This window comes from Mycolicibacterium parafortuitum (genome assembly GCF_010725485.1).
Taxonomy (GTDB): domain Bacteria; phylum Actinomycetota; class Actinomycetes; order Mycobacteriales; family Mycobacteriaceae; genus Mycobacterium.
The window spans coordinates 4006451-4028549 of record NZ_AP022598.1; the positions used below are offsets into that span (position 1 = coordinate 4006451).

A 22099-nucleotide genomic window follows, 5' to 3' on the forward strand; every position below is an offset into this window, starting at 1 on the left:
CAGCGGTATGGACCCCCAGCCCGCCGCACCGGCGGTGTCCGCCGGCCGACGGTCGCGGGTGGGGCAGTGGCTGGCGAGCCGCAGGGTGAGCCAGTGGTCGAAAGCCGCGGTGGCCGCGTTCGTCGCATTCACGGCGTTGTTCGGCGGGCTGGACCGGGTGGACAACGGCGCGACACCGTTCGCGCCCGGTGAGGAGTTCAGCGACGGGCAGTACACCGTCACCGTCGATCGGGCGAGACTGCTCGAGACGATCCAGGGTGGGGGTCTGACCGTCGGTCCGGCCACCCCGGGACAGCTCTATCTGGGCGTGGTCGCGACGCTGCGCAACGACGGAACCATCCCCGGGCGGCTGCGCGACGAGCTGGATCTGCGCGGCGTGCCGGGGGAGAGGTTCTACGGCGTGTTCCGGTTCCGGGACGGCTCGCCGATCACCAACCTCGGTCCCGGCCTGACCGAGCAGGTGGTGTTCGCCTGGCAGGTCCCCGCCGACGCGCTGGCGCAGGGCAGCACCGTCACCGTCCGGGTGTGGAAGAAGAGCTTCAAGCAGCTGATGGTCACCTACGGCGGTAAGGAGTGGCTGGACAGTCTCACCGATTACGGGGTCACCGAGCTGGTGGTCGGGGCGCCGTCACCGTGAGGACATCACCGTGAGGACCCTGAACGCGAACGTCAAGGCGCTGCTGTCCACCCTCTGCGTCGTCGTGACCGTGGCCGCCGCGGCGCTGGTGTGGCACCACCTTCCGACGACGCTGGACATCTACGGCCCGTTCGAGGTCCGCGGCCGCGCGGGAGAACCGGTACAGGGCAGCGCGCTGCGCGCCACGGTCACCGCGGTGCGCATCGGGCCCCGGCTGGATTCCGTTCCGGCAGCAGGCATGTGGGTCGTCATCGACACCACCCTGGAGGCGGTGCGGGCCACCGAGCTGCCGCGCGCGGACCTGATCGTCGGACCGAACACGTACGCCAGATCCGATCAGTTCTCTCTGGACACGCTCGGCGAGGAGATCTCGCCGGGGATCGCCCAGCACGGCAGCTGGCTGTTCGAGGTCGACCCACCGCTCGTCGAGGCGGGGTCCTCGACGCCGCTGTTGCTCAGGGTGTGGGCAGGCAGCGACTACCTGGGATCCCGGTTGGTCATCGACATCCCGGCCGACGACCCGCTGATCACCCGCGCCGACGACGTCGGACTCGCCGAGCGCACGGAGAGCGGGCGGTGATGCGGATGCCGGCGCTGTGGCAGCGCAACGCGATCGGTGCCGTCGTCGTCGCATGCGCTCTCGGCGCCTACACCGCCATCGACTTTGGACCGGCCTGGTCGGCGTATCGCCACACGCAGACACCCCAGCTGGTCGTGCCCGCCGGTCAGAGCGGCGCCGCCGACGGGCAGACCTGGGAGATCGAATCCATCCGGCAGCTGAACCGCAGACCGTTGAACTTCGGGCCGCAGCTTCCCGACGGCACGGTGATCACGGTGATCGTCGTGGACTGGTCCGGCACGGCGCTGCCCGGACTGTGTACCGGGGTCCTCACCGACGGTGAACGTCGTTGGGATGCCGAAAGGCTCGGCGGATTCGCGCCGATCCCGCCGGACGGGATGAAGGCCCGATGCGATGCACCGGGACGCATTCAGTTCGCGTTCGTGCTGCCCGAGGATGCCGTACCCACCGCACTGGACGTCACCCACAACGACGCGATCACGGTGCGGATGCTGCTGTAGGTGCGCTCGGCCGCACGTTCTCCAGGCAGTAGGCGACGGTCGACGCGATCAGGCACACCCGGAGCGGCTCGACGATCAGGTGGGATATCAGGACCAGCACCGGTTGCGCGAAGTTCCAGAACGCCAGAGGGTTCGGGCCGAACAGTTCGGCCGCGCCCCGGAAGAGATATCCGGCCCGCATCTCGGGACGGTAGAAACTGCCCGCCATGTCCAGCCACGCCAGACCGAGATATCCGAGGACGTACAACGACAACGCCAGCACCCCGCCGTGCAGGATCAGTCGAGCGGCGTCGGTGATGGTCCGGTAGTTGCCCAGTTTCGACACGAACCAGTCCCGGGCGTCCGCGCGGTGCACCTCGGGCAGCCGCGACCACCGTTCCCGGACCCGCTTCTGCCGCCCGGCGGTGCGTTCGAAGACCCAGTCGGCGCGCTGGCCGGCCACGCGGCGCGCGGCTCCCCGCCAGTCCCGGGGCGCGGTGACCCCGTAGACGATCGCCGCGACCGCGAGCCACAGCAGCGGTATCGTCGCGCCGCCGAACACGGTGCGTACCGCCCACATCATGGCGTCCCAGACCGCGTCGAGCGGTCCCAGATACGAGAACAGGCCCGCACGGGTCTCGTTGAACCAGACCACGATCCGCCGCTCGGAGAGCCATCCGGTGGGATTGAGGAAGAACGTCAGGTCCTTGCTGGCGGCGAAGCTGACACCGAGGAACACCCACAGGGTGTCCACGTAGACCCGGACGCCGATCATCCATCCCGGCAGCCGGTCCTTGACCATACTCAGCACGTACCGCGCCACCAGCGCGGCCAGGATCAGCACCCAGGTCAGATTGCTGATCGGCAGCGTCTCCGGATGCAGTTCGGTCGGGGCCGGGGACGTCATCGCGTCGCCGATCCGGTAGTCGAGCGCGCGCGCCTCGAACGCGATCCAGTCCTCGGCGAACATCTTCCACGCGAGATAGATCGCGAAGAACGGCACGATGACGGTCGAGAACACGTCGATGCTCCGTGCGGAACGCGACGGCACCGCGGCCAGCGCCGGGATGGCCCGCCGCAGCACGAAGAACATCGCGACATACGAACCCAGGCGGGACAGGCCGGCCAGCGGCATGATCAGCGACGCCCACACGTCGTTGTCCCAGCCCGCCCACGCCGCCAGTTCGATGGCGCCGCGGCGGCCGAGCAGCCCGAGCAGATAACACGCGGCCAGCTGCGGCCAGTATCGAACGAACAGTACGAACGGCCGCAGCAGATAGGTCATCTAGCCCTCGAGTCTCTCCGAGAGCTCGATCCAGCGTGACTCCTGTTCGGCCACCTGGGTTTCGAGCTCACGCAGTTCTTCGGTGAGCTTACCCAGACCGACATGGTCCGACTGGTCGTGGCGCGCCATCTCGTCGTGCTTGGCGCTGATGCGGTCCGCGAGCTTGGCCAGCGACCGGTCGACCGACGAGATCTCCTTCTCGATGCTGCGCAGCTCGGCACCCGAGAGCTGCTCTGTGACAGCGGGTTTCGCTTGGGCCGCGGCGGGCTCGGGCCGGTCGGCGGTCAGCCGCAGATACTCGGGGATGCCGCCGGGCAGGTGGCGCAGCCGTCCGTCGAGGATCGCGTACTGCTGATCGGTGATGCGCTCGAGCAGGTAGCGGTCGTGGGAGACCACGATCAGGGTTCCGGGCCAGGAGTCCAGCAGATCCTCGGTCGCGGTGAGCATGTCGGTGTCGACGTCGTTGGTCGGCTCGTCGAGCACCAGCACGTTGGGCTCCGACAGCAGCACGAGCATCAACTGCAGCCGCCGCCGTTGCCCGCCGGACAGTTCACCGACCCGCGCCGACAGGTGCGCGCGCGGAAAGCCCAGGCGCTCCAGCAGTTGCGCGGGGGTGACGTCCTTGCCGTCGATCTGGTAGGTGGTCTGCAGCCGCCCGAGCACCTCGCGCACCATGTCACCGGCCAGCGCGTCGAGCTCGCGCGACTCCTGGTCCAGCACCGCCAGCTGCACGGTCTTACCGCGTTTGACCCGGCCGGCCGTCGGCGTCACGGTGCCCGCGATCAGGCCTAGCAGCGTCGACTTCCCGGCGCCGTTGGCGCCGAGGATGCCGGTGCGCTCACCGGGGGCGATACGCCATTCGATGTCGCGCAACACTTCCCGGCCGCCGGGGTAGGTCACCGACACGTCGAGCAGGTCGATGACGTCCTTGCCCAGGCGCGCCATCGCCGCACGGGACAGCTCGACGCTGTTGCGCAGCGGCGGGACATCGGAGATCAGCGCGTTGGCCGCGTCGATGCGGAACTTCGGTTTCGACGTCCGGGCCGGCGGTCCGCGACGCAGCCACGCGAGCTCTTTGCGCATCAGGTTCTGCCGTTTGGCCTCCACGGCCGCGGCCTGGCGGTCCCGCTCGACGCGCTGCAGCACGTACGCCGCGTAGCCGCCCTCGAACGGTTCGACGATGCTGCCCGGCACGCCGCTGCCGCCCGGATGAACCTCCCAGGTGGCCGTCGCGACCTCGTCGAGGAACCAGCGGTCGTGGGTGACCAGCAGCAGCCCGCCCGTTCCGCGCGCCCACCGCTGCTTGAGGTGTTCGGCGAGCCAGGTGATGCCCTGGATGTCGAGATGGTTGGTCGGCTCGTCGAGCGCGACGACGTCCCATTCGTCGATCAGCAACGCGGCCAGCTGTACCCGGCGGCGCTGCCCGCCCGACAGCGTGCCCACAGGTGCGTCGAACGGGATGTCGGCGACCAGACCGCCGATCACGTCGCGGATCCGGGCGTCGCCGGCCCATTCGTGCTCGGCGCGGCCACCCACCAGCGACCAGCCGACGGTGCGGTCGGGATCCAGGATGTCGGACTGGTCCAGCGCGCCGACCCGCACACCGCCGCGGCGGGTGACCCGTCCGCCGTGCGGTTCGATCTGGCCGGTCAACAACCCCAGCAGGGTGGACTTGCCGTCGCCGTTTCGACCCACGATGCCGATCCGGTCGCCGTCGCTGACGCCGACGGTCACCGAATCGAACACCACCCCGGTGGGGTACTCCAGGTGGAGGTTCTCGCCCCCGAGCAGGTGTGCCATCGATTTTCGAGACTAGTGGGCCCGCGGTCGATAGCAGAAACCGGCGGTCGGCCCTGTGCGATCATGACCAGGTCTCGATCGGTGGAGCGAACAGCAAAGTGGGGAGCGTGCAGTGGTGGACCTCTCGGCGATCACCAAGCCGGTAGGACGATTGGTCGCTACGGCCCAGAACGGTCTCGAGGTGCTGCGCTACGGCGGACTCGAAACCGGCGCCGTGCCGTCGCCGTTCCAGATCATCGAGAGCGTGCCGATGTACCGGCTGCGGCGCTACTTCCCGCCGGACTCGCGACCGGGCGCCACCAAGCCGGGACCGCCGGTGCTGATGGTGCACCCGATGATGATGTCGGCCGACATGTGGGACGTCACCCGCGAAGACGGCGCCGTCGGCATCCTGCACCGGGCCGGCGTGGACCCGTGGGTCATCGACTTCGGTTCGCCGGACAAGATCGAGGGCGGGATGCAGCGCACCCTCGCCGACCACATCGTGGGGCTGAGCGAGGCCATCGACACCGTCAAGACGGTGACGGGCCGCGACGTGCACCTCGCCGGCTACTCCCAGGGCGGGATGTTCGCCTACCAGACCGCGGCGTACCGCCGGTCCAAAGACCTCGCCAGCATCGTCGCGTTCGGTTCGCCGGTCGACACGCTGGCCGCGCTGCCGATGAACCTGCCGGCGAGCATCGCACCGGCGGCCGCGGACTTCATGGCCGACCACGTGTTCAGCCGGATCGACATTCCGGGCTGGTTGGCGCGCACCGGATTCCAGATGCTCGACCCGGTCAAGACGGCCCAGTCGCGCATCGACTTCCTGCGCCAGCTGCACGACCGGGAGGCATTGCTGCCGCGGGAGCAGCAGCGCCGGTTCCTCGCGTCCGACGGCTGGATCGCCTGGTCGGGCCCGGCGATCTCGGAGCTGCTCAAACAGTTCATCGCCCACAACCGGATGATGAGCGGCGGCTTCGCGATCCACGGTGACCTGGTCACGCTCTCCGACATCGACATCCCGGTTCTGGCTGTCATCGGTGAGGTCGACGACATCGGTCAGCCGGCGTCGGTGCGCGGCATCAAGAGGGCCGCACCGAAAGCGGACGTCTACGAATTCCTGATCCGCGCAGGGCATTTCGGTCTGGTCGTCGGATCCAAGGCCAGCACCCAGACCTGGCCCACCGTCGCCGACTGGGTGCGCTGGCTCGACAGCGGCGGCCCGATGCCCGAGGGTGTGTCGCCGATGCCGGTGCAGCCGTCCGCGCCGTCCGAGAGCGGCGTGACGCTCGCGTCGCGGCTGGCGCACAGCACCGCGGCGGCCACCGAGATGGCGCTGACCCTGGCTAAGTCGGCCGCCGACGCGCTGGTCGCGGCGAACCGGTCCGCCCGCACCCTGGCCGTCGAGACCGCACGCACGCTGCCACGGCTGGCCCGTCTGGGACAGGTCAACGACCACACCAGGATCTCGCTGGGCCGCATCATGACCGAGCAGGCTCGCGACATGCCGCACAACGAGGGACTGCTGTTCGACGGGCGGGTGCACACCATCGAGGCGGTCGACCGCCGCGTGAACAACGTGGTGCGCGGCCTGATCGAGGTCGGTGTCCGGCAGGGCGCGCGCGTCGGTGTGCTGATGGAGACCCGGCCCAGCGCGCTGGTCGCGATCGCGGCACTGTCCCGGCTCGGTGCCGTGGCGGTGCTGATGCCGCCCGACGCGGACCTGGCCGAGGCCGCGCGCCTGGGCGCGGTCACCGAGATCATCGCCGACCCCACCCACCTCGCCGCGGCCAGCGCACTGGACATGCGGGTGCTCGTGCTCGGTGGCGGCGAATCCCGCGACCTGGACGTGCCGGAGTCCGGTGCCCGCGCGCAGATCATCGACATGGAGAAGATCGACCCCGACCGCGTCGAACTGCCCGGCTGGTACCGGCCCAATCCCGGTCTGGCGCGGGACCTGGCGTTCATCGGGTTCAGCACGGTCAGCGGCGAACTCGTCGCCCGCCAGATCACCAACTACCGGTGGGCGCTGTCGGCGTTCGGCACCGCGTCGGCGGCCAACCTGAGCCGTAACGACACGGTCTACTGCCTGACGCCGCTGCATCACCAGTCCGGGCTGCTGGTCAGCCTCGGCGGCGCGGTCGTCGGCGGCTCCCGCATCGCGTTGTCGCGCGAACTGCGCCCCGACCGCTTCGTCCAGGAGATCCGTCAGTACGGCGTCACCGTCGTGTCCTATACGTGGGCGATGCTGCGCGAGGTCATCGACGATCCGGGCTTCTCGCTCAACGGCAACCATCCCATGCGGCTGTTCATCGGCGCCGGTATGCCCGCCGGGCTGTGGCAGCGCGTCGTGGACGTGTTCGCCCCGGCGAACGTCGTCGAGTTCTTCGCGACCACCGACGGCCAGGCCGTGCTCGCCAACGTCAAGGGCGCCAAGATCGGCAGCAAGGGCAGGCCGCTGCCCGGCGGCGGGGAGATCGCGCTGGCCGCCTACGACCCCGAGGACAACCTGATCCTCGAAGACAAGCAGGGGTTCGTCCGGCGCGCGGACGTCGGCGAGGTGGGTGTGCTGCTGGCTCACCCGCGCGGGCCGGTCGACCCGTTGGCGTCGGTGAAGCGGGGCGTGTTCGCGCCCGCGGACACCTGGGTGTCCACCGAGTACCTGTTCCGCCGCGACGAGGACGGCGACTACTGGCTGGTCGACAACCGCGCAGCGGTGATCCGCACCCCGCGGGGGGTGGTGTTCGCCGCGACGGTCAACGACGCCGTCGGCAGGCTGGACGCGGTCGACATGGCGGTCACCTATGAGGTGCAGAGCAACGGCAGGACGCTGGCCGTCACGGCGCTGGCGCTGCGACCCGGCGGAAGCGTCCCGTCGGCGGACCTGTCGGAGGCGCTGGCCGACCTTCCGGTCGGGTCACCGCCCGACATCGTGCACGTCGCCCCGGACATGACGCTGACCGCGACGTTCCGGCCGCTGGCCGGGCCGCTGCAGAAGAAGGGCCTGCCGAGAGCGTCGCGTAACGCCTGGTACCTGGACCCCGATACCCATCGGTACAAGCGGTTGACCGTTGCCGTGCGCAGCGAGCTCGCGGGCACTTCACAGTGATGCCGGGCCCGACGCGCACTGTTACGCTCGCCGGGTCGGCTGCCCCAACGCGCTGGAGGATTGAATGACTTCGCACAACAGCACCGACGGTGTGTCTCTGCCCCGCATCGCGGCGGGGGCAGTCCTCGGTGCCGCTCTGGCCTTCGGCACGGTCACCGGCATCGCGCCGCTCGCGGCCGCGCAGCCGACCACCAAGGCCGAGGTCCCGCCGCCCCCGCGGGTCAACCCCGACCAGGTGCTGATGGCGATCTCGCAGGAGTACCAGACCGGAGCCAGCGGCGGCCAGGTGTCGAAGCTGATCGAGCAGGTGATGACGCTGCGCAAGCGCGGCATCCGTCCGTCGGTCGCCAACACCCAGGCCTTGCTCGCCGGGCTCGACGCCCGCCCGAACCAGAAGCCGCTGATCGACGCGCTTCAGTCCACGCTGATCTACCAGCGCAAGGTGATGGCGCAGGGGGCGAACCAGATGCCGTCGGGCGGCGGTGCACCGCCGGTCGCCACGCCGGGCAGCCCCGGTGGCGGCATGGGTTCGCCGGCCTGGTCTCCCGGTAATCCGATGCAGCAGGGCGGCGAGACCATTTTCCCGATGCCCGGTCGCTGACCGATGGCGCTCGATGACACGTTGCTCGCCATCCTGGTCTGCCCGCAGGACCGCGGGCCACTGCTGGCGGTCGACGGATGCCTGTACAACCCGAGGCTGAAGCGGAAGTACCGCATCGACGACGGAATCCCGGTGCTGCTCATCGACGAGGCCGTCTCGGTCGACGATGACGAGCACCGGCGCCTTGTCGCCGCTGCCGAACAGTCGTAACCGGGCGGTTCCGCCTCTCGATGAGTTCCGCGGACCTGGAGATCGATCCGCTCAGTGCGGCGCGTCTGTTGCTCGGTGCCGAGTTGACCGGCCGCGGTGTGACAGCGACGGTCGTCGAGGTGGAGGCCTACGGCGGCCCCGCCGACGGTCCGTGGCCGGATGCGGCCGCCCACTCGTACCGGGGCCCCGGGCTGCGTAACTCGGTGATGTTCGGTCCGCCCGGTCGGCTCTACACCTATCGAAGCCACGGCATCCATGTGTGCGCGAACGTTGTATGTGCCTCCGACGGCGTCGCCGCAGCGGTCTTGCTCCGCGCGGCGGTCGTCGACACCGGCCTCGATGTGGCCTGGTCCCGACGGGGTGCGGCGGTGCGCGAATCCGGGTTGGCGCGCGGACCAGGCAATCTGTGCTCGGCGTTGGGCATCACCATGGACGACAACGGGACCGACCTGTTCGATCCGCGATCCCCGGTGCGGCTGAGGCTCGGCGAACTGCGGGTCGGGGACGCCGGCCCGCGGGTCGGGGTCAGCAAGGCGGCCGACCGGCCGTGGCGGATGTGGCTTCCCGGTCACCCCGAGGTGTCGGCGTATCGGCGCAGCCCGCGGGCACCGGCTCCGGGGGAGAGCGACTAGTACGGAAAGATCGGGGCCATGAGCACGCCGGACATCCTGGACGAGTTGGAATGGCGTGGACTGGTCGCCCAGTCCACCGACCGTGACGCGCTGGCCGAGGCGCTCGCCGCCGGCCCGATCACCGTCTACTCCGGTTTCGATCCGACCGCGCCGAGCCTGCACGCCGGGCATCTGATCCCGCTGCTGACCCTGCGCCGGTTCCAGCAGGCCGGGCACCGGCCGATCGTCCTCGCCGGCGGCGCCACCGGAATGATCGGTGACCCGCGCGATGTGGGGGAGCGCACCCTGAACACCGCCGACACTGTCGCCGACTGGGCCGGGCGCATCCGCGGTCAGCTCGAGCGCTTCGTGGAGTTCGACGAATCCCCAACCGGCGCCGTGATCGCCGACAACCTGTCGTGGACGGCTGAGCTGTCGGCCATCGAGTTCCTGCGTGACGTCGGTAAGTACTTCTCGGTGAATGTGATGTTGGACCGCGACACCGTCCGGCGCAGGCTGGAGGGGGACGGCATCTCCTACACCGAGTTCAGCTACATGCTGCTGCAGGCCAACGACTACGTGGAGTTGCATCAGCGGTACGGCTGCACGCTGCAGATCGGTGGCTCGGACCAGTGGGGCAACATCATCGCCGGGGTGCGATTGGTGCGCCAGAAAGCCGGCGCGCCGGTGCACGCGATGACGACACCGCTGGTCACCGACTCCGAGGGCAAGAAGTTCGGGAAGTCCACCGGCGGGGGCAGTCTGTGGCTCGACCCCGACATGACCAGCCCGTACGCCTGGTACCAGTACTTCATCAACACCGCGGACGCCGACGTGATCCCGTACCTGCGGTGGTTCACGTTCCTGACCGCCGACGAGTTGGCCGAACTGGAGCAGGCCACCGCGGAGCGTCCGCACGAACGCGCGGCGCAGCGCCGACTCGCGCGCGAGCTGACCAACCTGGTGCACGGCGAGGACGCGACCGCCGCGGTCGAGCACGCCAGCCAGGCGCTGTTCGGCCGGGCCGAGCTCGCCGATCTCGACGAGGCGACGTTGGCCGGCGCGGTCCGCGAGGCATCGGTCGCGCAGCTGGAACCCGGGGGTCCCGACTCGATTGTCGATCTCTTGGTCGCCACCGGACTGTCGGCGAGTAAGGGCGCCGCGCGGCGGACCGTCGCCGAAGGCGGGGCGTACGTCAACAACGTGAAGATCGACCGTGACGACTGGGTTCCGCAGGCGTCGGACTTCCTGCACGGCAAGTGGTTGGTGCTGCGTCGAGGTAAGCGGAATATCGCCGGGGTCGAGCGCGTTGGATGACGGCGGAGTCGCCAGCCTTCTGTGCCGGTTGAAAAACCGGCTCTACCAGGCGATTTGACTCTGAGTTATCCCTGACGTAACTTTACCGAGTCGCTGCGACACGGGCCAGAAACCCGGAGAGCGCGGCGGCCTCCAGAAGGTGATCCGCTTCGGTGGGTTCCTTCAACTGTCCGCACAGAGACCACGGCTTTTGGCCGGGGATTTGTTGCGCGGCCAGTGGGGCGTGTTGTTTGAGAACTCAATAGTGTGTTTGGTGGTTTTTGTTTGTTGTTTTTTGACTCACCTCTTTTTCCCGTTTAGGGGTGGGTTGTTTTTTGATGCCAGTTTGTTTGGTGTCTTTTGTTTGTGATCGGATTTTTCTGATTCGAATTCTGCCTGGCCTTTTTGGTTGGGAAGTTTTTGTTTGGAGAGTTTGATCCTGGCTCAGGACGAACGCTGGCGGCGTGCTTAACACATGCAAGTCGAACGGAAAGGCCCTTCGGGGTACTCGAGTGGCGAACGGGTGAGTAACACGTGGGTGATCTGCCCTGCACTTTGGGATAAGCCTGGGAAACTGGGTCTAATACCGAATAGGATCACTGGCTTCATGGTCGGTGGTGGAAAGCTTTTGCGGTGTGGGATGGGCCCGCGGCCTATCAGCTTGTTGGTGGGGTAATGGCCTACCAAGGCGACGACGGGTAGCCGGCCTGAGAGGGTGACCGGCCACACTGGGACTGAGATACGGCCCAGACTCCTACGGGAGGCAGCAGTGGGGAATATTGCACAATGGGCGCAAGCCTGATGCAGCGACGCCGCGTGAGGGATGACGGCCTTCGGGTTGTAAACCTCTTTCGCCAGGGACGAAGCGCAAGTGACGGTACCTGGAGAAGAAGGACCGGCCAACTACGTGCCAGCAGCCGCGGTAATACGTAGGGTCCGAGCGTTGTCCGGAATTACTGGGCGTAAAGAGCTCGTAGGTGGTTTGTCGCGTTGTTCGTGAAAACTCACAGCTTAACTGTGGGCGTGCGGGCGATACGGGCAGACTAGAGTACTGCAGGGGAGACTGGAATTCCTGGTGTAGCGGTGGAATGCGCAGATATCAGGAGGAACACCGGTGGCGAAGGCGGGTCTCTGGGCAGTAACTGACGCTGAGGAGCGAAAGCGTGGGGAGCGAACAGGATTAGATACCCTGGTAGTCCACGCCGTAAACGGTGGGTACTAGGTGTGGGTTTCCTTCCTTGGGATCCGTGCCGTAGCTAACGCATTAAGTACCCCGCCTGGGGAGTACGGCCGCAAGGCTAAAACTCAAAGGAATTGACGGGGGCCCGCACAAGCGGCGGAGCATGTGGATTAATTCGATGCAACGCGAAGAACCTTACCTGGGTTTGACATGCACAGGACGCCGGCAGAGATGTCGGTTCCCTTGTGGCCTGTGTGCAGGTGGTGCATGGCTGTCGTCAGCTCGTGTCGTGAGATGTTGGGTTAAGTCCCGCAACGAGCGCAACCCTTGTCTCATGTTGCCAGCACGTAATGGTGGGGACTCGTGAGAGACTGCCGGGGTCAACTCGGAGGAAGGTGGGGATGACGTCAAGTCATCATGCCCCTTATGTCCAGGGCTTCACACATGCTACAATGGCCGGTACAAAGGGCTGCGATGCCGTGAGGTGGAGCGAATCCTTTCAAAGCCGGTCTCAGTTCGGATCGGGGTCTGCAACTCGACCCCGTGAAGTCGGAGTCGCTAGTAATCGCAGATCAGCAACGCTGCGGTGAATACGTTCCCGGGCCTTGTACACACCGCCCGTCACGTCATGAAAGTCGGTAACACCCGAAGCCGGTGGCCTAACCCTTGTGGAGGGAGCCGTCGAAGGTGGGATCGGCGATTGGGACGAAGTCGTAACAAGGTAGCCGTACCGGAAGGTGCGGCTGGATCACCTCCTTTCTAAGGAGCACCACGAGAATCAGGCCCGCCCACATCGTGTGGGGGTTCGGTGATCTGATCGATTCGTTGGATGGCCTCGCACCTGTAGTGGGTGGGGGTCTGGTGCAACAACAAACGTTGAGCCGGCGTGGGAAAACCGTCGGTGAAGGAAATTGCCGGACACACTATTGGGCTTTGAGACAACAGGCCCTGCGACCCGTTGGGGTCGGCCATCGCCCGTTGGGGTGGTGGAGCGTGTTGTTGCCCTGCTTTGGTGGTGGGGTGTGGTGTTTGATTCGTGGATAGTGGTTGCGAGCATCGAAGGATGCGCCGGCTTTCGGGTTGGTGTGTCTTTCATGTAATGCAAATTTCTGATTGATCCCAGCCTTTCGGGGTTGGGTGACTCATTTTTTGGTTTTGTGTTGTAAGTGTTTAAGGGCGCATGGTGGATGCCTTGGCACTAGGAGCCGATGAAGGACGTGGGAGGCTGCGATATGCCTCGGGGAGCTGCCAACCGAGCGTTGATCCGAGGATGTCCGAATGGGGAAACCCGGCACGAGTGATGTCGTGTCACCCAGCGCTGAATATATAGGCGTTGGGGGGGAACGCGGGGAAGTGAAACATCTCAGTACCCGTAGGAAGAGAAAACAACAGTGATTCCGTGAGTAGTGGCGAGCGAAAGCGGAGGATGGCTAAACCGTGTGCATGTGATACCCGGCGGGGGTGTGTGCGTGTTGTGGGGCGTTCCTTCTTCTCCGCCGAGAGGAGCGAGAGTGATAAACCGTTGGGTTAGTTGAAGTGGCCTGGGATGGCCTGCCGTAGTGGGTGAGAGCCCCGTAGATGAAAACTCAATGGCTTTCGTGGAATGTTTTCCCCGAGTAGCAGCGGGCCCGTGGAATCTGCTGTGAATCTGCCGGGACCACCCGGTAAGCCTGAATACTTCCTAGTGACCGATAGCGGATTAGTACCGTGAGGGAATGGTGAAAAGTACCCCGGGAGGGGAGTGAAATAGTACCTGAAACCGTGCGCTTACAATCCGTCAGAGCCCTCCTTCGTGGTGGGGTGATGGCGTGCCTTTTGAAGAATGAGCCTGCGAGTCAGGGACATGTCGCGAGGTTAACCCGGGTGGGGTAGCCGTAGCGAAAGCGAGTCTGAATAGGGCGTATCCACACAGGAGTGTGTGGTGTAGTGGTGTGTTCTGGACCCGAAGCGGAGTGATCTACCCATGGCCAGGGTGAAGCGCGGGTAAGACCGCGTGGAGGCCCGAACCCACTTAGGTTGAAGACTGAGGGGATGAGTTGTGGGTAGGGGTGAAAGGCCAATCAAACTCCGTGATAGCTGGTTCTCCCCGAAATGCATTTAGGTGCAGCGTCGCAGTGTTCGTGTTGGAGGTAGAGCTACTGGATGGCCGATGGGCCCCACAGGGTTACTGACGTCAGCCAAACCCGAATGCCGACACGGTGTAATGCGGCAGTGAGACGGCGGGGGATAAGCTCCGTGCGTCGAGAGGGAAACAGCCCAGATCGCCGGCTAAGGCCCCTAAGCGTGTGCTAAGTGGAAAAGGATGTGCAGTCGCGAAGACAACCAGGAGGTTGGCTTAGAAGCAGCCACCCTTGAAAGAGTGCGTAATAGCTCACTGGTCAAGTGATTGTGCGCCGATAATGTAGCGGGGCTCAAGCACACCGCCGAAGCCGCGGCAGCTGACTTTTGTTGGCTGGGTAGGGGAGCGTCCTGCATCCGGTGAAGCAGCCGAGTAATCGAGTTGTGGAGGGTGTGGGAGTGAGAATGCAGGCATGAGTAGCGATAAGGCAAGTGAGAACCTTGCCCGCCGGAAGACCAAGGGTTCCTGGGCCAGGCCAGTCCGCCCAGGGTGAGTCGGGACCTAAGGCGAGGCCGACAGGCGTAGTCGATGGACAACGGGTTGATATTCCCGTACCCGTGTGTGAGCGTCCCTGATGAATCCATCTTGCTAACCGCCCAAAACCAGGGCCACTGATCCCTTCGGGGTGACGGGTTCTGGGGCTGCGCGGGACCCAGGTGGGTAGTAGTCAAGCGATGGGGTGACGCAGGAAGGTAGCCGTACCGGTCAGTGGTAATACCGGGGTAAACCTGTAGGGAGAAACCTAGGCAAATCCGGGTTTCATAGATCCTGAGAGGTGATGCATAGCCGATTGAGGCGAATTCGGTGATCCTATGCTGTCGAGAAAAGCCTCTAGCGAGCGCACACACGGCCCGTACCCCAAACCAACACAGGTGGTCAGGTAGAGAATACCGAGGCGTACGAGTGAACTATGGTTAAGGAACTCGGCAAAATGCCCCCGTAACTTCGGGAGAAGGGGGACCCACATACCGTCAACACCCTTGCGGTGGGCAGCGGGAGTGGGTGGCACAAACCAGTGAGAAGCGACTGTTTACTAAAAACACAGGTCCGTGCGAAGTCGCAAGACGATGTATACGGACTGACGCCTGCCCGGTGCTGGAAGGTTAAGAGGACCCGTTAACCCTTGGGTGAAGCGGAGAATTTAAGCCCCAGTAAACGGCGGTGGTAACTATAACCATCCTAAGGTAGCGAAATTCCTTGTCGGGTAAGTTCCGACCTGCACGAATGGCGTAACGACTTCTCAACTGTCTCAACCATAGACTCGGCGAAATTGCATTACGAGTAAAGATGCTCGTTACGCGCGGCAGGACGAAAAGACCCCGGGACCTTCACTACAACTTGGTATTGGTGCTCGATACGGTTTGTGTAGGATAGGTGGGAGACTGTGAAGCTGAAACGCCAGTTTTGGTGGAGTCGTTGTTGAAATACCACTCTGATCGTATTGGGCCTCTAACCTCGGACCGTCTATCCGGTCCAGGGACAGTGCCTGGTGGGTAGTTTAACTGGGGCGGTTGCCTCCTAAAATGTAACGGAGGCGCCCAAAGGTTCCCTCAACCTGGACGGCAATCAGGTGTTGAGTGTAAGTGCACAAGGGAGCTTGACTGCGAGACGGACATGTCAAGCAGGGACGAAAGTCGGGACTAGTGATCCGGCACCTCTGAGTGGAAGGGGTGTCGCTCAACGGATAAAAGGTACCCCGGGGATAACAGGCTGATCTTCCCAAGAGTCCATATCGACGGGATGGTTTGGCACCTCGATGTCGGCTCGTCGCATCCTGGGGCTGGAGCAGGTCCCAAGGGTTGGGCTGTTCGCCCATTAAAGCGGCACGCGAGCTGGGTTTAGAACGTCGTGAGACAGTTCGGTCTCTATCCGCCGCGCGCGTCAGAAGCTTGAGGAAATCTGTCCCTAGTACGAGAGGACCGGGACGGACGAACCTCTGGTCCACCAGTTGTTCCACCAGGAGCATTGCTGGATAGCCACGTTCGGACAGGATAACCGCTGAAAGCATCTAAGCGGGAAACCCCCTCCAAGACCAGGCTTCTCACCCATTAAGTGGGATAAGGCCCCCCGCAGACCACGGGATCGATAGACCAGACCTAGAAGACCAGCAATGGTCGCAGGGAACTGGCACTAACCGGCCGAAAACTTACAACAAACACAACAAAACCTCGCAACCACATCCACAGTCACACAGACTGCACCCCACCACCAAAAACAGGGGCTACAAAACTTCCCCCAACGGGGGATCACTGAAAAGTGAATAAAGTTACGGCGGCCATAGCGGCAGGGAAACGCCCGGTCCCATCCCGAACCCGGAAGCTAAGCCTACCAGCGCCGATGATACTGCCCACACGGGTGGAAAAGTAGGACACCGCCGAACACAAATTGGAATAACCCCCCACCTCGCGTGGGGGGTTATTTCCTATTTCGGCCCCTTTGCTTGCCATTTCGTCGTGATTGGTCGAAAAGCGTATTCGAATTCGGCATTCTGAATTCATTAATTATGAGTCGTCAGAGCTTGGCCGTATCCTTTCTTCGTGCAGAACAACCAGGGTGGCCGCGGCGAACGTCGGCCCGACCGCGCCTCCAACGGCGGCGGCGGTCAGCAGGGCCCGCGCGGTGGCAACCGTTCGGCCCCGCGCCGGTCCGGTCCCCAGCGCGCACGTCCGGTGCAGCCCCGCACCGACGGTGACGACTCACGCCACAGCGGTCCGCCGATCCCGCCCGAGATCGAGGCCAAGCAGCTCTCACCCGAGATCCGGGGTGAACTGACCACCCTCGATCGCGCGACCGCCGACGCGGTGGCCCGCCATCTCGTCGCCGCCGGCGAACTGCTCGAGGAAGACCCGCAGGCCGCTCTGGAGCATGCCCGCGCCGCTCGCGCCCGGTCCGGGCGCATCGCCGCGGTCCGTGAAGCCGTCGGGATCGCCGCCTATCAGTGCGGTGACTGGGCCCAGGCGCTCGCTGAGCTGCGCGCCGCGCGCCGAATGGGAAGTCGCTCACCGCTGTTGGCGCTGATCGCCGACTGCGAGCGCGGCGTCGGCCGTCCCGAGCGGGCGATCGAACTCGCCCGCAGTGAGGAAGCCGCGGCGCTGACCGGGGAGGATGCCGACGAATTACGCATCGTCGTTGCCGGTGCACGGTCCGATCTCGGCCAGCACGAGCAGGCACTTGCCGTGCTGTCGACTCCGACGCTCGATCCCACCCAGACCGGGCAGACCGCGGCACGGCTGTTCTACGTCTATGCCGATACGCTGCTCGCCCTCGACCGGCGCGACGAGGCGCTGCAATGGTTCCTGCATGCCGCCAAGGCCGATGTCGACGGTGTGACCGACGCCGAAGAGCGCATCACGGAGCTGTCCTGACGTGAGGACCCTTGCGCAGCAGCATGATTGCCTGCTGCTCGACCTCGACGGCACGGTGTTCCGCGGACACGAGCCGACCCCCGGGGCCGTGCAGACGCTGGCCGCGATCGACGCGCGAGTTCTCTACGTGACCAACAACGCGTCCCGCAGTGCCGGGCAGGTCGCCGACCATCTGCGCGAGCTGGGCTTCACCGCTACCTCGGCCGATGTGGTGACCAGCGCCCAGAGCGCGGCCCGGCTGCTCGCCGAACAGGTGCCGGGCGGAGCGAAAGTACTTGTGGTCGGCACAGACTCGCTGGCCGACGAGGTCCGCGCCGTCGGCCTGGCCCCGGTGCGGGAATGGTCCGAGGACCCGGTGGCCGTGGTGCAGGGGCACAACCCGGAGACCGGCTGGCAGAACCTCGCCGAGGCGGCGCTGGCCATCCGGGCCGGGGCACTGTGGATCGCCGCCAATGTCGACAAGACGCTGCCGTCGGAGCGCGGCCTGCTTCCCGGTAACGGGTCGATGGTGGCCGCGCTGCGCGTGGCCACCGAGACCGAACCGCAGGTCGCCGGCAAGCCCGCACCCGCGCTGATGGCCGATGCGCTCTCCCGGGGAGAGTTCGCCCACCCGCTGGTCGTCGGTGACCGCCTCGACACCGACATCGCCGGCGCCAACGCCGCGGCGCTGCCCAGCCTGATGGTGCTGTGCGGTGTGAACACCGCCGCCGACTTGATCTGGGCCGACGAGGACCAGCGGCCCGGGTTCCTGGCCGAGGATCTGCGTGCCCTGACCGGCGCGGCAGTAGACACCCTGCGGATCGCCGAGCATCCCGGCTGGCACGTCGAGGTCTCACCGGAGGCGGTCACGCTGTCGTCCACCGGCGATGATCCCGGCGACGCGCTGTCGCCCGTGCGCGCGATCGCCGCGGCCGTGTGGCGCGCCGGGACGTCCGGCCGCCGGCCCGTCACCGGTGCCGACAGCGCCGCGCGACAGGCCGTCGCACAGTGGTCTCTGGCGCCCGCCTCCATCGGCTAGCGTGAACCCCGACATGAGTAACGATCCCGACCAGATCCGCGCCCAGGTCGCCGAACTCCTCGGTGAGCATTCGGACCTGTCGGCAGCCGACCTGGACTCCGTCGCCGCGCGCCTGGACGAGGCGCACGATCTGCTGGTGCGCGCGCTGGAATCCGTCGAGAAGGGCTGACCCGCGTGACGCGGCGCGCACGTGTGGACGCCGAACTCGTCCGCCGGGGGCTGGCCCGGTCGCGGCAGCAGGCCGCCGAGCTGATCAACGCGGGCCGGGTCCGTGTCGACGGCATGCCGGCGACCAAACCCGCCACCGCGGTGACCGTCACCGCGAACCTGACCGTCGAGGGCGGCGACGAAGACTCCTGGGTGTCCCGGGGAGCCCACAAACTGATCGGCGCTCTCGACGCGTTCGGCGTCGACGTCGCGGGCCGGCGCTGTCTGGATGCGGGGGCCTCGACCGGCGGGTTCACGCAGGTGCTTCTGCACCGCGGCGCCCGTGAGGTCGTCGCCGTGGACGTCGGCTACGGCCAGCTCGCGTGGCCGGTGCGCACCGACCCCCGGGTGACGGTGATGGAACGTACCAACGTCCGCGACCTCACCGCCGACGCGATCGGCGGGCCCGTCGACCTCGTGGTGGCCGATCTGTCGTTCATCTCGCTGGCGACGGTGCTGCCCGCACTGACCGCGTGCTCGTCACCCGGCGCGGATATCGTTCCCATGGTGAAACCGCAGTTCGAGGTCGGCAAAGACCGGGTCGGCACCGGCGGCGTGGTGTCCGATCCGCTGCTGCGTGCCGACGCGGTGCTGTCGGTCGCCCGCCGCGCCGCCGAACTGAACTGGCACGCTGTGGCGGTGACCGCCAGCCCGCTGCCCGGACCCGCAGGCAATGTCGAGTACTTCCTCCGGTTGCGGGCCGACGCCGAACCCATGCCGGCCGACGCGCTCGACGCCGCCGTCCGGCAGGCCGTCGAAGAAGGGCCGCAATGAGCACCAATCCGTCGGAGCGCACCATCTTGCTGGTCGTGCACACCGGCCGTCCCGAGGCCACAGAGGTCGCGCGCCGTGTCGAGAAGGTGCTGGCCGACAACGGGATCGGTCTGCGGGCGCTGTCCGCGCAGGCGGTCGACCGCGGGCCGGTGCCGCTGTCCCCGGACGACATGCGGGCCCTCGGTGCCGGGATCGAAGTGGTCGATATCGACGAACGCGCCGCCGAGGGCTGCGAGCTGGTGCTCGTGCTGGGCGGCGACGGCACCTTCCTGCGGGCGGCCGAGCTGGCCCGCAACGCCGAGATCCCGGTGCTCGGGGTCAACCTGGGCAAGATCGGATTCCTCGCCGAGGCCGAAGCCGAGGCCATCGACACGGTGCTCGACCACATCATCCGGCGCGACTACCGGGTCGAGGAACGCATGACGCTCGACGTGTCGGTGCGCGCCGGCGGGGAAGTGCTCGACCGCGGCTGGGCGCTGAACGAGGCCAGCCTGGAGAAGGGGCCACGCCTGGGTGTGCTCGGTGTGGTCGTCGAGGTCGACGGCCGCCCGGTGTCGTCGTTCGGCTGCGACGGGGTGCTGGTCTCGACCCCGACAGGGTCGACCGCGTATGCGTTCTCCGCGGGCGGCCCGGTGCTCTGGCCCGATCTGGAGGCCATCATCGTGGTGCCCAACAACGCCCACGCGCTGTTCGCCCGGCCGATGGTCACCAGCCCTGACGCGGCGATCGCGATCGAGATCGAGGCGTCCGGCCACGACGCGCTGGTGTTCTGCGACGGCAGGCGGCAGATGATCCTGCCCGCCGGCGGCCGGCTCGAGGTGACCCGGTGCAGCACCCCGCTCAAGTGGGTGCGGCTGGACAGTGCGCCGTTCACCGACCGTCTGGTGCGCAAGTTCCGGTTGCCGGTCACGGGGTGGCGCGGACAGTAGTGCTAGCCGAAATCCGAATCGAGGCGCTGGGAGCCATCAGCGCGGCGACCGCAGAGTTCGACGGCGGTTTGACCGTGCTCACCGGTGAGACCGGCGCGGGCAAGACGATGGTCGTGACCGGCCTGCACCTGCTCGGCGGGGCGCGCGCCGACGCGACCAAGGTGCGGTCGGGGTCCGAACGCGCGGTGGTCGAGGGCCGGTTCACCACCACCGAGATCGGGGACGCGGTCAGCACAAGGGTGGACGAGATCCTCGACTCGTGCGGCGCCGACCGCGACGACGACGGCAGCGTCATCGCCGCCCGCTCGGTCAGCCGCGACGGGCCGTCGCGCGCCTACCTCGGTGGGCGCAGCGTGCCGGCCAAGTCGCTGAGCGGGTTCACCAACGAACTGCTCGCGCTGCACGGGCAGAACGACCAGCTGCGGCTGATGCGGCCCGACGAACAGCGCGCCGCACTGGACCGCTACGCCGACGTGTCCCGCCCGCTGCAGCGTTACCGCGCGGCACGCGATACCTGGCTGGAGGCGCGGCGCGATCTGGAGGACCGCCGACGTCGCGCCCGCGAACTCGCCCAGGAGGCCGACCGGCTGCAGTTCGCGCTGAACGAGATCGACGTGGTCGACCCGCAGCCGGGCGAGGATGAGGCCCTGGTTGCCGACATCCGGCGGCTCTCGGAGCTCGACGCGCTGCGGGAGGCGGTGCAGACCGCGCGCGCGGCGCTCTCCGGTGACGGAGACGACGCCGCGGCGGACGGTTTCTCCGCGGCCGCCGCGGTCGGACGGGCCCGCGCCGCGCTGGACGGCACCGACGACGCCCCGCTGCGGGCGCTCGGCGATCAGCTGGGGGCGGCGCTGACGGTCCTGGTCGACGTGTCCGGCGAACTCAGCCAGTACCTGGACGATTTGCCCAGCGATGCAAGCACTTTGGAGTCCAAGCTGGCGCGCCAGGCCGAGCTGCGGACGCTGACGCGTAAATACGCCCCGGACGTCGACGGCGTACTGGCCTGGGCGAAGGACGCCAGGGATCGGCTTTCGGCGCTCGACGTTTCCGAGGAGACGCTCTCGGAGCTGCAGCGCCAGGTCGACGAGCTGCAGGTGACGGTCGGGGCCGCCGCGCAGGACGTCACCAAGGCGCGCGCCAAGGCGGCCAAGGGGCTGTCCAAGGCGGTCACCGCGGAACTGGCCGGGCTGGCGATGTCGGGGGCGCAGTTCGCGATCTCGGTCTCCCCGTTGCTCGCCCGCGCCGACGACAGCGCCCCGCTGGTGCTGCCGTCGGGCGAGACGGTGCACGCGGGCCGGGACGGGGTCGACGCCGTCGAGTTCGGGTTCGCCGCCCATAACGGCTCCGACCTGCTGCCGCTGCACAAGAGCGCCTCCGGTGGCGAGCTGTCCCGGGTGATGCTGGCGCTGGAGGTGGTGCTCTCGGCATCGGCCGAGGGCACGACGATGGTGTTCGACGAGGTCGACGCCGGGGTCGGCGGTCGCGCCGCCGTGCAGATCGGCCGCAGGCTGGCGCGGTTGGCGCGCACCCACCAGGTCATCGTCGTCACCCACCTGCCGCAGGTCGCCGCATACGCCGATGTGCACCTGGTGGTCGAAGGGGTGTCGGGCGGCGAGGACGGTAAGAAGGCCGGCACGAAATCCAAGGGGGCGAAATCCAGCGGCGTGCGTCGCCTCGACGACGACGACCGGGTCGCCGAGCTGGCCCGCATGCTCGCCGGGCTGGGGGAGTCCGACAGCGGTCGGGCGCATGCCCGTGAGCTACTCGACGCCGCCCGCGCCGAACGCGCCGCCGTCGACTGATCAGCCGCACGCCAACTGTTCACCAAGACTGATGTTGCGACTCGTCGCTTGTTACTCATGTGACAGAAGCGAACTTCTGAGGCTGGTGTTACGGCGCGCCTCCGACGGATTTCGG

16 protein-coding genes and 3 rRNA genes are annotated in these 22099 nt (G+C 66.7%); 17 read left to right on the forward strand and 2 right to left on the reverse strand.

Annotated elements, in window-relative coordinates:
- The first annotated feature begins 7 nt into the window (after positions 1-7).
- Genes NTM_RS19180 through NTM_RS19190 form a run of 3 tightly spaced genes read left to right on the forward strand, consistent with a single transcriptional unit; the run spans position 8 to position 1717 of the window.
- Complete coding sequence (locus NTM_RS19180; RefSeq protein ID WP_083146499.1) at positions 8-637, forward strand: hypothetical protein; 630 nt, start codon at positions 8-10, stop codon at positions 635-637.
- Between the two features lie 10 nt (positions 638-647).
- Positions 648-1217, forward strand: a complete 570-nt coding sequence (locus tag NTM_RS19185; RefSeq protein WP_083146498.1) for a hypothetical protein — start codon at positions 648-650, stop codon at positions 1215-1217.
- 5 nt (positions 1218-1222) lie between these two features.
- Positions 1223-1717, forward strand: a complete 495-nt coding sequence (locus tag NTM_RS19190; protein ID WP_083146544.1) for a hypothetical protein — start codon at positions 1223-1225, stop codon at positions 1715-1717.
- On the opposite strand, the gene NTM_RS19195 is transcribed toward NTM_RS19190, so the two are convergent.
- On the reverse strand, positions 1695-2981 hold the full coding sequence (locus NTM_RS19195; protein ID WP_083146497.1) for a hypothetical protein: 1287 nt from the start codon (positions 2979-2981) through the stop codon (positions 1695-1697). The genes NTM_RS19190 and NTM_RS19195 overlap by 23 nt on opposite strands.
- A complete protein-coding gene (locus tag NTM_RS19200; RefSeq protein ID WP_083146496.1) occupies positions 2982-4781 on the reverse strand; it encodes an ABC-F family ATP-binding cassette domain-containing protein in 1800 nt (599 codons plus the stop codon).
- A gap of 112 nt (positions 4782-4893) precedes the next feature.
- Between NTM_RS19200 and NTM_RS19205 the strand changes: the two genes are divergently transcribed.
- From NTM_RS19205 to recN, 14 genes are all read left to right on the forward strand, one after another.
- Complete coding sequence (locus NTM_RS19205) at positions 4894-7872, forward strand: acyl-CoA synthetase (RefSeq protein ID WP_179963962.1); 2979 nt, start codon at positions 4894-4896, stop codon at positions 7870-7872.
- Between the two features lie 64 nt (positions 7873-7936).
- The gene (locus NTM_RS19210; protein ID WP_083146495.1) at positions 7937-8473 is read left to right on the forward strand and encodes a hypothetical protein; all 537 of its coding nucleotides are present in this window, start codon (positions 7937-7939) and stop codon (positions 8471-8473) included.
- A gap of 3 nt (positions 8474-8476) precedes the next feature.
- Entirely contained in the window at positions 8477-8683 is a 207-nt protein-coding gene (locus NTM_RS19215; protein WP_083146494.1) for a Trm112 family protein, read from the forward strand.
- 20 nt (positions 8684-8703) lie between these two features.
- Positions 8704-9315, forward strand: coding sequence for a DNA-3-methyladenine glycosylase (locus NTM_RS19220; protein ID WP_083146493.1), 612 nt, complete (start codon positions 8704-8706; stop codon positions 9313-9315).
- A gap of 18 nt (positions 9316-9333) precedes the next feature.
- Positions 9334-10611 carry a tyrosine--tRNA ligase gene (tyrS, locus tag NTM_RS19225; RefSeq protein ID WP_163767110.1) on the forward strand — a complete coding sequence of 426 codons (1278 nt, stop codon included), beginning with the start codon at positions 9334-9336 and terminating at the stop codon, positions 10609-10611.
- A gap of 400 nt (positions 10612-11011) precedes the next feature.
- Positions 11012-12529, forward strand: a 16S ribosomal RNA gene (locus NTM_RS19230).
- 401 nt (positions 12530-12930) lie between these two features.
- Positions 12931-16043: ribosomal RNA gene (locus NTM_RS19235) — 23S ribosomal RNA — on the forward strand.
- Positions 16044-16156: 113 nt separating this feature from the next.
- Positions 16157-16269 (forward strand): 5S ribosomal RNA (gene rrf, locus NTM_RS19240).
- Together the 16S, 23S and 5S rRNA genes form the textbook arrangement of a ribosomal RNA operon.
- A gap of 157 nt (positions 16270-16426) precedes the next feature.
- A complete protein-coding gene (locus tag NTM_RS19245; protein WP_163767112.1) occupies positions 16427-17254 on the forward strand; it encodes a tetratricopeptide repeat protein in 828 nt (275 codons plus the stop codon).
- Position 17255: 1 nt separating this feature from the next.
- Entirely contained in the window at positions 17256-18272 is a 1017-nt protein-coding gene (locus NTM_RS19250) for an HAD-IIA family hydrolase (protein ID WP_163767114.1), read from the forward strand.
- Positions 18273-18285: 13 nt separating this feature from the next.
- Positions 18286-18441, forward strand: a complete 156-nt coding sequence (locus NTM_RS28575; RefSeq protein WP_165761615.1) for a hypothetical protein — start codon at positions 18286-18288, stop codon at positions 18439-18441.
- Positions 18442-18446: 5 nt separating this feature from the next.
- Positions 18447-19253, forward strand: a complete 807-nt coding sequence (locus tag NTM_RS19255) for a TlyA family RNA methyltransferase (protein WP_163767116.1) — start codon at positions 18447-18449, stop codon at positions 19251-19253.
- Positions 19250-20182 carry an NAD kinase gene (locus tag NTM_RS19260; protein WP_163767118.1) on the forward strand — a complete coding sequence of 311 codons (933 nt, stop codon included), beginning with the start codon at positions 19250-19252 and terminating at the stop codon, positions 20180-20182. Before NTM_RS19255 ends, NTM_RS19260 begins: the two co-directional genes overlap by 4 nt.
- A complete protein-coding gene (gene recN / locus NTM_RS19265; protein ID WP_163767121.1) occupies positions 20182-21984 on the forward strand; it encodes a DNA repair protein RecN in 1803 nt (600 codons plus the stop codon). The genes NTM_RS19260 and recN overlap by 1 nt, the downstream gene beginning before the upstream one ends.
- Positions 21985-22099: the final 115 nt, after the last annotated feature.

Bases quoted from the DNA above. Each gene is read 5' to 3' on its own strand.
- NTM_RS19180 (WP_083146499.1), top strand. From the start codon at position 8: ATGGACCCCCAGCCCGCCGCACCGGCGGTGTCCGCCGGCCGACGGTCG.
- NTM_RS19190 (WP_083146544.1), top strand. From the start codon at position 1,223: ATGCCGGCGCTGTGGCAGCGCAACGCGATCGGTGCCGTCGTCGTCGCA.
- NTM_RS19195 (WP_083146497.1), bottom strand. From the start codon at position 2,981: ATGACCTATCTGCTGCGGCCGTTCGTACTGTTCGTTCGATACTGGCCG.
- NTM_RS19200 (WP_083146496.1), bottom strand. From the start codon at position 4,781: ATGGCACACCTGCTCGGGGGCGAGAACCTCCACCTGGAGTACCCCACC.
- NTM_RS19210 (WP_083146495.1), top strand. From the start codon at position 7,937: ATGACTTCGCACAACAGCACCGACGGTGTGTCTCTGCCCCGCATCGCG.
- NTM_RS19215 (WP_083146494.1), top strand. From the start codon at position 8,477: ATGGCGCTCGATGACACGTTGCTCGCCATCCTGGTCTGCCCGCAGGAC.
- NTM_RS19220 (WP_083146493.1), top strand. From the start codon at position 8,704: ATGAGTTCCGCGGACCTGGAGATCGATCCGCTCAGTGCGGCGCGTCTG.
- tyrS (WP_163767110.1), top strand. From the start codon at position 9,334: ATGAGCACGCCGGACATCCTGGACGAGTTGGAATGGCGTGGACTGGTC.
- NTM_RS28575 (WP_165761615.1), top strand. From the start codon at position 18,286: ATGAGTAACGATCCCGACCAGATCCGCGCCCAGGTCGCCGAACTCCTC.
- NTM_RS19260 (WP_163767118.1), top strand. From the start codon at position 19,250: ATGAGCACCAATCCGTCGGAGCGCACCATCTTGCTGGTCGTGCACACC.